Source organism: Arthrobacter sp. UYCo732, assembly GCF_040547265.1.
Classification (GTDB): Bacteria; Actinomycetota; Actinomycetes; order Actinomycetales; family Micrococcaceae; genus Arthrobacter.
Genome location: NZ_JBEPPJ010000034.1, coordinates 1 through 10,286, shown reverse-complemented (window position 1 = coordinate 10,286; position 10,286 = coordinate 1). Strand labels below are relative to the sequence as shown.

Sequence of the window (10,286 nt, the reverse complement as noted above, 5' to 3'; positions counted from 1 at the left end):
CAGTCACCCCGGTGATCGGCGCCGTCAGCGTTGACGTTGCCTACGCGATCTCCACAATCTTCCTATTCAACATCGCCGCCGTCCTGGCCTTCCCCTTTATCGGTCATCTGCTCGGAATGAGCCAGCACGCCTTCGGACTCTTTGCCGGCACCGCCGTGAACGACATGTCCTCCGTCGTCGCGACCGCAACGACGTACGGCAACACCGCCGCCAACTTCGCCGTCGTCGTCAAACTTGTCCGCACCCTGATGATCATCCCCATTTGTCTTGGACTCGCGGCCTGGGCCGGACACCGTCTGAAACAAACCGGGAACAGTTTCCCCGTCGGCGAGGTTGCCGGAACAGGACCGGCACCCCGGGCCCGGGTGAACGTGTTCCGCCTCGTGCCCTGGTTCCTGATCGGGTTCCTCCTCATCGCCGCCATCAACACCCTCGGCCTGATCCCCGCCGCCGCCCACACCGGTTTGAGCACACTCTCGGTCTTCCTGATCACCGTCGCACTATCGGCCATCGGCCTGTCGACAGACCTGGGCGGATTCCGCCGCGCGGGGACCAAGCCCCTTCTTTTGGGCGCATTGCTGTGGATCATCGTCACCCTGACCAGCCTCGGACTCCAATACGCCACCGGACTGAACTGACCACCCCACCCCACCAGCCCCGCCCTTCCAACCAGGAGAGACCATGTTTTCCCGCATCCTCGTCGCCATCGACACCACACCCCACAGCGAAGCCATCCTGGAGCAGGCACGCGACCTCGCCGTCGCGACCGGCACTGCCGTGCAACTCATCCACTCCATCGGCCACGACTGGATCGAAGGCCAGGACCTGACCATGGAGGACCAGTCCAGAGCCAAAGACCAGGTCAACGCCGGCTCGGACCAGCTCCTCATCCTCGGATCCCGGAACCACCACGCCTGGATGGCCTTCCTCGGCACCAGCATCAGCGACCAGATCGCCCACCAATCCCCCTGCCCCGTCCTCCTCATGCCCCACCACCCGGCAGAGGAACAACCACTTCCACGAAGGCCGTAAACCGCGGTTGCATAAATAACCCTCCGACAGTGCCATTGACGACCGTATTCGCTACAAACCAGCCAACTTGTTGAAGAGATTTGTGAATCGCAGCGATATATTGCGGTGTGACTCGCAGCGGTAACCGGCGGTCTTTTTACAGCGCTATTTGTCACCGTGCAGCCCGCAAGAGGACCCCTCGCCGGACGTCAAGGGCGGCCGCTGACGGAGTCGTTCATCCTTTTGCTGAGGGCAAACAGGGAAGACCGGCACCACTTGGTAGTTTCGACGTAGTCAATCCGTCTTCCCTGTTTAATATCCTCAGCTTCGGCGCTGCGGGTTTCCGTCCCGCCGCCCCTACGCCGGCCCGACACTGATTCATCCTGCGCCTGGCCTGTTCCAGCTCGCCGCGGCGGAGGAGCTTGTACCGCTGGGTATCCGCGTTCCCCCCGCTACAGCGAGGTGATAGCCGACGGTGGAGGCGGGCGCTCCGGTCAGCGCAGCGATCCATGTCAGGTCAGCCTATGGAGACCAAAATACGAACGGCTGACCGGCATCAAGACCGAATGGGATCCGGAGAACATGTTCCGCTACAACGCCAACATCCGCCCCGGGACCCAGGCCACGTGACCGTGGGCGCGGACCACGACGGTGGTCTTCTTCCTGACAACGCCTGGAATTCTTCTTTGAGAGTCAGGAAGCGTGGCATGGCCAGCCCCTTGGGCAGATTGCCGGATCGCAGGCTTTGCCCGCCGCCCTAACGGACAGGGTGGACGTAAGTCTTGTATTCCTGGAACTCCTCGAGGGCTCGAGGTCCTCTGAGGCGGCCCAGGCCGCTTTGCTTGAACCCGCCCTCCTCGAACTGGTCGGCCATGACAACCCAGGAGTTGGTCCACACGGTTCCGGCCAGGAGCCGTCGGGCCACCCTAAGGGGCCGATCGACGTCCCGACTCCAGATCGCCGCGGAGAGCCCATAGCGGGTGCCATTGGCCAATGCAACGGCCTCATCCTCGCTGTCGAAGACCTCAAACGTCGCCACGGGGCCAAAGACCTCCTCTTGGACGAGTTCGCTCTCCACGCGGTCGACCTCGAGGAGACTCGGGCGGTAGAAGGCGCTGCCGTCGGCGACGACGCCGCCACGGACCAATGGCTTCGCCCCCGCATCGATGGCCCTGCGTACGAACCCGTCGACACGGCGGGCACTGGCCTCGTCGATCAGGGGGCCCATGTCGCTGGCTGGATCGTCGCCGGGACCCACCACCACGGCCTCGAGGGCCGCGGTGAGCCGTTCCCGAAGCTTGCCGCTGACGCCGCGCTGCGCGAGGACCCGGCTCCCCGTCATGCAGAACTGCCCGGAAAAGACCGTCACGCCCTTCGTCAGGACAGGCACGGCAGCATCCAGGTCGGCGTCGTCAAATACGATCATGGGTGTCTTCCCGCCGAGCTCGAGCAAGACCCGCTTGAGCGAGGGCGCAGCGCCCGCCATGATCTCACGGCCCACGCGCGTGCTTCCGGTATACGAGAGCGCGCCGACGAGCGGCGACGCGACAAGCTCCCGTGCGAGCAGGTCCCCGGACTCGGTCAGCGAGCTGAGGACACCCGGTGGGAGACCGGGCGTCTCGGCATAGATCTCGTGGAGGATGCCATTCACTAGCCCTGTTTGCGAGGGCATCTTCACCACCGCGGTGCAGCCGGCGGACAGCGCCGGGGCAAATGAACGGACCGAGAGGATGACCGGCGAATTCCAAGGGACGATGACCCCTGCAACACCGACCGGTTCAGGCACCGAGGTCACGTGAACGCCTGCGCGGACCTCTGCCGCGCGTCCGGTCGAGGTCAGGGCCAGCGCGGCGCAGTAGCGGAGCGTCGCGGGCGCCCCTCCCACCTCGCCGCGGGCCTCCCCGACGAGCTTTCCGTTCTCCCGCGAGAGCATCTTCGTTAGCTCCGGGCTGCGACCCTCAATACGGTCCGCGAGCTGATTGAGCACTTTGTGCCGGAGCTGCCTGTCGGATGCCCAGTCGGTCTCGTCAAACGTCCTGCGGGCGCCCGAAAGCGCGGCCTGCACCTGCGCCGTGTCGGCTTCGGTGTAGGTTCCCAGAACGGACCCGTCCGCCGGCGACCGCGACACGCTCCCCTCGGAGCCGACGATGAGTTCACCGTCGACGAAGTTCCCCGCTTCTGCCCTGCGCGTCCCGATGGTCATGCCCGTCTCCTCACGGTGTGGCGCACCTGCACGCCGGGAGCCGCCTACGCCGCAGGCACGCGCAACCGGGAAACTGGTCGGTAGTGCCAAGAGGACTCGCAGATCGGGGGTGGTTAGAAACCGATGCTACTGCCACACCGACCTCACCACCAGACCTCCCGTCCAGACCCAGCCCGGAGCGGGCAAACACCCCCTACACACGGCCGGGACTTCGCCACGGGTTCAACGCCAGGACGGGCCAAATGAAGGTTCTCTCACCAGCGTCCGCCGCCCGCGGAGGCATCAGACGACGAGGAGTGCCCGCACTCCGCCCCAGACCCGACGCCAGTCCTGAAAATCTACAGTTTTTCGAGACACGGACGTCGTGTCGTGCAGGGTCGAGGGAACCGGCGTCCTGCCGGGCCGCCCCGTGTCTTGGAAAGATGTCTCACCATGAACCGTCTCAGACGGGTGCCGGCCGGGGGTTTCTGAGGCACAATGGCCGGGTGAGACATCTCGGGTATACACGTGTGAGTACGTCGGGCCAGGACGCAAAGTTGCAACTCGCTGCACTGGTCGATGCCGGGGTTCAGAAACGCGACGTGTTCGCCGACGTCACCTCCGGAAGCAAGACCGCTATTGAGCGGCCCGGGATGAAAAAGCTCCTCGCGTACGTGGAGCCCGGCGACACCGTTGTCGTGTGGCGGGTGGACCGGCTCGGCCGATCCTTGATCGATGTGTTGAACACAGTGAACCTGCTGCGGGAGCGCGGCGTGCACCTAAGGTCCATCTCGGACGGCATCGACCCGGCGACCTCGACCGGGCGGATGATGCTGAACATGCTTGCGACCCTGGCTGAGTATGAGCGGGAGTTGATCGTCGAACGCGTGAACGCGGGCATCGCCGCGGCGAGACAGGGCGGAACCCGTTTCGGCCGGCCGTTATCCGACCCACTTGTCATCGCTGACAAGCTTGCGATCGCGTCGGACGCCCGCGCGAAGGGTCGCTCCGCTGAGGACGCGGCACGGCTCGTCGGCTGGAGCCGCGCGACGCTCTACCGCCACCGGCAGGCGGCCGAAGACCGCCGGTCATGAAGCATCGGCTGTCGGCCGAAGAGCGTGCGGCACTGCTCCGGCAGCACCTCGATGACGGTGTTCCCCTCGCCAGGATCTCCGGTCAGGCCGGCATTCCCCTCCGCACGCTGCAACGGTGGACGGCGGGATTCCGCGCCGGTGGCTCGGTCGCGGCTCTGGGCCGCCGGCCACGCTCGGACCGCGGGAGCCATTCGCTCCCGCCGGAGATCGTGGGCGCGATCGAAGGCCTCGCGCTCCGCCGGCCGGCGCCGACCATCGCGTTTATCCACCGGCGGATCGGTGCCGTTGCGGTCGACCGCGGCATTCCCGCCCCCGGCTACTCGACGGTCCGGGCGGTCGTTGCCGCCATCGATCTCGGACTTCGCACCATCGCGCTCGAAGGCGACGCCGCATACCGCGACCGGTTCGAGCTGGTCTACCGGCGCACCGCCAGCCGCGCGAACGAGCAGTGGCAGTGCGACCACACCGAGCTGGACATTCAGATTGTCGACGCCGCCGGCGCCCGCGCACGGCCGTGGCTGACCGTCGTACTCGATGACTACTCCCGCGCCGTCGCCGGCTACACCGTTTTTACCGGTGCGCCGACCGCGCTCCAGACCGCCCTTGCCCTTCACCAGGCCGTGCAGCGCAAGAAGCATCGGGCCTGGCCCGTCATGGGTCTCCCCGATCTCCTCTACAGCGATCATGGCGCCGATTTCACCAGCACCCACCTTGAACGGGTCTGCCGTGTGACCGCTGACAACCGTGCAGACGTGCATTAGCCACCTGATCCGGAGCACCTTCCGGCTGGCCTCGAAAAAGGGCTGGGACGCCCCAAACGGCATCGTGTTGCCCATCTACACCGCGGTGAACGCCGCGGCGGCGCGGGCGGCGTTTGAGGAGCTCACGGAGCGCTGGGGCAAGAAATAAGGGGCGATCGTGCGGCTCTGGGAGAATGCATGCGAGGAGTTCATCCCCTTCCTGGACTACGACGTGGAAATCCGGCGGGTCATCTGCTCGACCAACGCCATTGAATCGCTAAACGCCAGGTACCGGCGCGCCGTCAAGGCAGTGGGTTATTTCCCCACCGAGCAGGCCGCGCTAAAGTGCCTGTATCTGGTCACCCGGTCCCTCGATCCGACCGGTGCCGGCAAGACCCGATGGGCCGTGCGTTGGAAGCCAGCTTTGAACGCCTTCGCCATCACTTTCAGCGACCGATTCCCGGCAGCCGAAAGCTACTAAAGGAAAACGCCGGATACACCGTTAATGAGATAGTCCCCCGGTTCCGATGCTCGGCGGGGATGCGACTTGTGATGGTTCAGTGCCGCGCTGAATTCAGGCGCCGGCGCTAGCGGCCGCCTTCGAACTTCCTGCTGCGCTGCTCCTGGGCCATCGGCCCGTACGGGTACACCCCGATGCGCAGCCGGCTGACCTAGGTCAGCCGCTCCGTCTCCCCCGGCGTGAGCGCGAGGTCTGCCGCCGCGAGGTTGTCGGCGAGCTGGGCCGTGGTCCGGGCGCCCAGGATCACCGAGGTCACAGCAGGGCGCTCTGCCAGCCACGCCAGCGCCACCTGCGAGGCGCTCACGCCGTGGCGGCCGGCAATTTCCTCCACTTCCTCGATGACTTCCCACGTGCGAGTATCTGTGTTCCGGGCCTTCCACGCACAGTGCCGCCATCCGTGACCGGCTTGTTGACGACCGCCCGCCGTAACTACCATTCGAGCCCGGATTCATCCTAATTTTTGACCGTCCTATAATGGAGGCCAACGCATTGAATGCGTGTGGTCATCGGTCAGCTAAGAGTTCCCAGGGTGGAATCCACCTACATTAGCGCCGATATAGCAGGAATTGCCACCTTTATTTCCGTCTGTGCAGTGTTGTGAAGAACCACAGTTCGACCCCGCGATGTGTGGTTTTCGTGGGCCGGGAAGTCTGGAGTGCGTAGAAAGAATCCCCGTAGGCTAGTTACCTTGTGTCAACCTAACTATTGAAGAAACGACAGTTTTAGTGGTGGTGACATTGTGCTTGAACTCGATCCGATGATTGCGAAACTGGTGGGTTCCTCGGGTGGTCCGGCGCTCAGCGCTGACACGCTGGCGGAACGTCGAGCGGCCGGAACAACTCGAGACGTACCGCTGGCTCTATTCGTCGAGCGCAACGATTATCCGATTCCCGGTGCGGTGGGCGTTCAGGTACGGGTACACCGGCCTCAAGGGGTCGATGGGCCGCTCCCGTGTGTGTATTCGATCCACGGTGGCTGGTATGTCCTGGGAAGTTTTGACATGGACGATGACCGCCTCTCTCGTTGGGCTCGCAGGTACCACCTGATCGGAGTATCAGTTGACTACCGGCGCTCCCCCGAAGTGCCCTACCCGGGGCCACTCGAAGACTGCTATGCCGGGCTGAGGTGGGTGTTCGATCATCACGAGGAGCTCGGGGTCGACCCGAACAATATCGGGGTTGCCGGATCAAGTGCTGGTGCCGGTCTCGCGGCAGCTCTCGCTCTATTGGCGCGAGATCGTGGAGAATTCCCGCTGAAATTCCAAGTGCTTGACGCACCCATGATCGACGACCGCCAGCTCACCCCCTCAAGTCAGATGGGGGGCCTGGTCGTCTACGACCCGCACACCAGCGAATACGGCTGGCGCTCCTACCTTGGGGACCTCTACGGCAACGCAGACATCCCGCCGTACGCGGCAGCGGCGAGGGCGAAGGACTTGAGCGGTCTCCCGCCCGCCTACATCGCAGTCGGCAACGTCGACGGCTTCCGCGACGAAGCGATCGACTATGCCACCCGGCTCAATCAGGCGGGAGTTCCTGCCGAACTCCATGTCCACGCCGGTGCTCCGCATGGGGTGAAAGGCTTTATCGACACCCCGGTGGCTCTCCGCTATTCGCGGGGAATCGATGACTGGGTCGGCCAGCGCGTGCGCCCGGAAGCATGACCTGGACAAATGACGACGCCCAGCACCTGACCAGTACCGATGCGGCAGCCTGGTAGGCGTGGCGAGGGAGCAGACTTCTCGTGCAGGCGTCGTTAGGCCTGGGTGACCTCCCGGATGCTGAATCTCTTGCCGGCCAGAACCTGGGCCACTTCGGCTCCATAGGAGCCAGTTCCTTCGATGCCGGCAGCGGTGGCTGGTCCAAAGCCGGACAGGTAGACGGCGATCTCCCGGTACGCTGAACGGACGGCCAGGAACTTCGTATAACCCAGGTGTTTGCCATGCTTGGTGGCCAGCGCAACGTGCTGGGTGTCTGCGTGTGCGTCGATCCTGGCAACGACCTTGATCTGTTCGTTTCTCATGATGGGACAAGTTCCCCTGAAACCGCTGAAGCAACAGGTGGGCTCGTGTTGACGAGTCAGGCGGACAGGATGGTGAGGGGACCGCTGGGCCGGGCTCCGATGCACTCCTGTTCGGCTGGGCAACACCCTTGATGCGGGCCGCTAAACCAGTGGACTGCTCATGTTCAAGACAACCGGAAAAGGTGTCAGTCGAGAGTCGGGTCACGCCCGGTTAACCGCCTACTACCGTTATCGCCGTCCAGGGTCCGGGCAGTTGAATGTCCCTAAGTGTTGGTTTCAGCCGGGGACCCCACGATTTCGACACCAAACACACCGGTTGCGCGGCCCGGCCTACCGCGTCCGCACCCCTTCGCCGGCCGTGCGGTGCATGGCCAGCGCTTCGGCCACGGGGTACAGCATCAGCACGCCCAGCACGGCAAAGGACCACTGGTAGCTGGCCACGGGCGCCGCACCGGGGAGCATGGCCTGCGCGGCGCGCAGGATCAGCGCCCCGACGGCCACGCCCAGGCCCGAGGCAATTTTGGCGATCGTGGACGAGAGCGTGTTGGCGCCCGTCATGCGGGCCTTGGGCACATCGGCGAACTGCAGGGTGTTGTAGGCACTGAATCCGATCGAGCGCAACACGCCGCTGGCAACGAGGACCGCGGCAGTCACGGCCAGCGGGGTGTCAGACCCGAGCAACGCGCACAGCCCCAGCACCACGGCGCCGCCGGCATTGCTGAGCAGCAGCACCGTCCGGAAGCCGAAGCGGCGGATCAGAGGGGAGGTGGCCGGCTTGATGAGCACGTTGCCGGCAAAAACGGCCATGGTCATGAGCCCTGCCGCAAAGGCGGTCCAGCCGAAGCCGAGCATGAACATCAGCGGCAGCAGGAACGGCACGGCGTTGATCACCATCCGGTACAACGCCCCGCCGCCATTGCCCACCCGGAACGTGGGGATGCGCAGCGCGCGCAGGTCCAGCAGCGGGTGCCTGGCCCGGCCGAACCACCGCAGCGCCGCGGCCCCGGACAACGCGGCCAGCACCAGCCACAGCACGACGGCGGGCCACGGCGTGGGTGCCGAGGCGATCATTTCCAGCCCGATCACCAGGGCCGCAAGGGACGTTCCGGTCAGCACAAATCCCCACCAGTCCGGCGGCGGCACCTTCCGGGCACGGAAGGAGGGCACCACGCGCAACGTGACGGCGAAGGCGACGACGCCCAGCGGCACGTTGATCAGGAAGATCCAGTGCCAGCTGGCGTAGGTGGTCAGCAGCCCGCCCAGTGCGGGGGCAATCACGGGGGCGATCAGCCCCGGCCACGTCAGGTAGGCGATGGCCTCCAGGAAGTCCTTTCGGTCCGCGTCCCGCAGCACCAAGAGGCGGCCCACGGGCACCATCATGGCCCCGCCGGCGCCCTGCAGCATCCGCGCAAGGCACAGGAACGTCAGGTTCGGGCTCAGTGCACACAGCAGCGATGCGACCGTAAAGATGGCGATCGCGGCCGTGAACACCTTCCGGGCACCGTACCGCTCTGCCAACCAGCCGCTGATCGGGACGCCGACGGCGAGCGTGATCAGGTACGCCGTCATGGCCAGGTTGATGTCCACCGGGCGCACGTGCAGGTCCGCTGCCATGCCGGTTGCGGCGGTGGCAATGATGGTCCCGTCAAGGATTTCCATGAAATAGGTGCCGGCCACCAGCAGCGCCAGGGCGCGGCTGAAGGAGGCGCTGCCAACCGGCATCGAAGGTCTTGTTTTCACCACGCAAGCCTAGCCAACGAGACACCCAGTGACAGAATTCACGACGATCAAAAAACACGCGCCACCCACTCTGCGCTGACTGTTTAGGAGCACCTATGGATCGTTGGGAGGTCATCACGCATCCTGCAGTAGTTCCGTGCCATTTTTCACGCTTCGTTCTTCTCCTCTAATGTGTCAACTGATTAGACTGGCGTGACCGCAGCACCAGTGTTCGTCTCGACGCGTTTATCGCTGGTCGGGGGCCCGGTCGCATTGGTCAAGACGTCGACCGGGAAAGAGTTCGGTCTGGCGGGTGGGCGACCGTCCGGAAAACTGGGCCGGCAGAAAGGTGGGTACAGCCATGACAGAGGATAAGCCGCCGTTCCCGCCCTTCACATGCGAGACCGCGACGCAGAAAGTCCGGGCCGGTGAAGACGGCTGGAACGGGCGTGATCCGGTGAAGGTCGCGTCCGCGTACACGGTCGACAGCTGGTGGCGCAACCGGTCGGAATTCGTCGAGGGGCGCGACGCCATCATCGCTTTCCTCACCCGTAAGTGGCACCACGAACTCGAATATCGCCTGATCAAAGAGATGTGGGCATTCGAGGGCAACCACATTGCTGTGCGCTTCGCCTACGAGTATCACGATCCAGACGGCGCGTGGTTCCGTGCGTACGGCAACGAGAACTGGCACTTTGACGAGCACGGACTCATGCGGTGGCGGCATGCGAGCATTAACGACGTGCCGATCAAGGAATCCGAGCGCAAGTTCCACTGGGATCGTAGTGGTCCCCGTCCGCTTGACCACCCGGGCTTGAGCGACTTCGGATTCTAGTCCTTTCACGTTAACCCGTCGCCTCCCACGCCGTCGTTGGCAACCAGATAATCAAGGAATTGGGTGACACGCCCTGATATGTAGGCGCGAATGTCAATAGTGCATGGGGAAGCGGGTCCCGGTCTGGTTGGCCCCGGGCCCGCTTCCTTTGGTGAGGGGTCCG

At 64.6% G+C, this 10,286-nt stretch carries 10 protein-coding genes and 2 pseudogenes; 8 read left to right on the top strand and 4 right to left on the bottom strand.

What is annotated here, in order from left to right:
* From ABIB45_RS22055 to ABIB45_RS22045, 3 genes are all read left to right on the top strand, one after another.
* Window positions 1-638, top strand: a 638-nt coding sequence (locus ABIB45_RS22055; protein WP_354217971.1) for a YeiH family protein, incomplete at its 5' end; no start/stop codon positions are given.
* A gap of 43 nt (window positions 639-681) precedes the next feature.
* Window positions 682-1,032: a universal stress protein gene (locus ABIB45_RS22050; RefSeq protein ID WP_354217970.1), complete on the top strand. Its 351-nt coding sequence runs from the start codon at window positions 682-684 to the stop codon at window positions 1,030-1,032.
* A 441-nt stretch (window positions 1,033-1,473) separates the two neighbouring features.
* The gene (locus tag ABIB45_RS22045) at window positions 1,474-1,641 is read left to right on the top strand and encodes a BBE domain-containing protein (RefSeq protein ID WP_354217969.1); all 168 of its coding nucleotides are present in this window, start codon (window positions 1,474-1,476) and stop codon (window positions 1,639-1,641) included.
* Window positions 1,642-1,768: 127 nt separating this feature from the next.
* Here the strand turns inward: ABIB45_RS22045 and ABIB45_RS22040 are convergent, their stop codons facing one another.
* Complete coding sequence (locus ABIB45_RS22040) at window positions 1,769-3,214, bottom strand: aldehyde dehydrogenase family protein (RefSeq protein WP_354217968.1); 1,446 nt, start codon at window positions 3,212-3,214, stop codon at window positions 1,769-1,771.
* A gap of 485 nt (window positions 3,215-3,699) precedes the next feature.
* Between ABIB45_RS22040 and ABIB45_RS22035 the strand changes: the two genes are divergently transcribed.
* From ABIB45_RS22035 to ABIB45_RS22025, 3 genes and pseudogenes are all read left to right on the top strand, one after another.
* Complete coding sequence (locus ABIB45_RS22035) at window positions 3,700-4,287, top strand: recombinase family protein (RefSeq protein WP_354217967.1); 588 nt, start codon at window positions 3,700-3,702, stop codon at window positions 4,285-4,287.
* On the top strand, window positions 4,284-5,048 hold the full coding sequence (locus ABIB45_RS22030) for a TnsB C-terminal domain-containing protein (protein WP_502909279.1): 765 nt from the start codon (window positions 4,284-4,286) through the stop codon (window positions 5,046-5,048). Before ABIB45_RS22035 ends, ABIB45_RS22030 begins: the two co-directional genes overlap by 4 nt.
* A pseudogene (locus tag ABIB45_RS22025) lies at window positions 5,020-5,508 on the top strand (transposase); the annotation flags it as partial. The gene ABIB45_RS22030 and the pseudogene ABIB45_RS22025, both read left to right, overlap by 29 nt.
* A gap of 106 nt (window positions 5,509-5,614) precedes the next feature.
* Here ABIB45_RS22025 and ABIB45_RS22020 read toward each other — a convergent pair.
* Window positions 5,615-5,929 (bottom strand): annotated as a pseudogene (locus ABIB45_RS22020) (aldo/keto reductase); the annotation flags it as partial.
* A 375-nt stretch (window positions 5,930-6,304) separates the two neighbouring features.
* Here ABIB45_RS22020 and ABIB45_RS22015 point away from each other — a divergent pair.
* Window positions 6,305-7,210, top strand: coding sequence for an alpha/beta hydrolase (locus tag ABIB45_RS22015; protein WP_354217972.1), 906 nt, complete (start codon window positions 6,305-6,307; stop codon window positions 7,208-7,210).
* A gap of 92 nt (window positions 7,211-7,302) precedes the next feature.
* Here the strand turns inward: ABIB45_RS22015 and ABIB45_RS22010 are convergent, their stop codons facing one another.
* On the bottom strand, window positions 7,303-7,569 hold the full coding sequence (locus ABIB45_RS22010; RefSeq protein WP_354217966.1) for a hypothetical protein: 267 nt from the start codon (window positions 7,567-7,569) through the stop codon (window positions 7,303-7,305).
* A 330-nt stretch (window positions 7,570-7,899) separates the two neighbouring features.
* A complete protein-coding gene (locus ABIB45_RS22005) occupies window positions 7,900-9,309 on the bottom strand; it encodes an MFS transporter (protein WP_354217965.1) in 1,410 nt (469 codons plus the stop codon).
* Window positions 9,310-9,649: 340 nt separating this feature from the next.
* Between ABIB45_RS22005 and ABIB45_RS22000 the strand changes: the two genes are divergently transcribed.
* Entirely contained in the window at window positions 9,650-10,123 is a 474-nt protein-coding gene (locus ABIB45_RS22000) for a nuclear transport factor 2 family protein (protein WP_354217964.1), read from the top strand.
* The last annotated feature ends 163 nt before the right edge of the window (window positions 10,124-10,286 follow it).

What these genes read in the sequence shown, in the direction of transcription:
- ABIB45_RS22050 (WP_354217970.1), top strand. Translation starts at nt 682, where the DNA reads ATGTTTTCCCGCATCCTCGTCGCCATCGACACCACACCCCACAGCGAA.
- ABIB45_RS22040 (WP_354217968.1), bottom strand. Translation starts at nt 3,214, where the DNA reads ATGACCATCGGGACGCGCAGGGCAGAAGCGGGGAACTTCGTCGACGGT.
- ABIB45_RS22030 (WP_502909279.1), top strand. Translation starts at nt 4,284, where the DNA reads ATGAAGCATCGGCTGTCGGCCGAAGAGCGTGCGGCACTGCTCCGGCAG.
- ABIB45_RS22015 (WP_354217972.1), top strand. Translation starts at nt 6,305, where the DNA reads ATGATTGCGAAACTGGTGGGTTCCTCGGGTGGTCCGGCGCTCAGCGCT.
- ABIB45_RS22010 (WP_354217966.1), bottom strand. Translation starts at nt 7,569, where the DNA reads ATGAGAAACGAACAGATCAAGGTCGTTGCCAGGATCGACGCACACGCA.
- ABIB45_RS22000 (WP_354217964.1), top strand. Translation starts at nt 9,650, where the DNA reads ATGACAGAGGATAAGCCGCCGTTCCCGCCCTTCACATGCGAGACCGCG.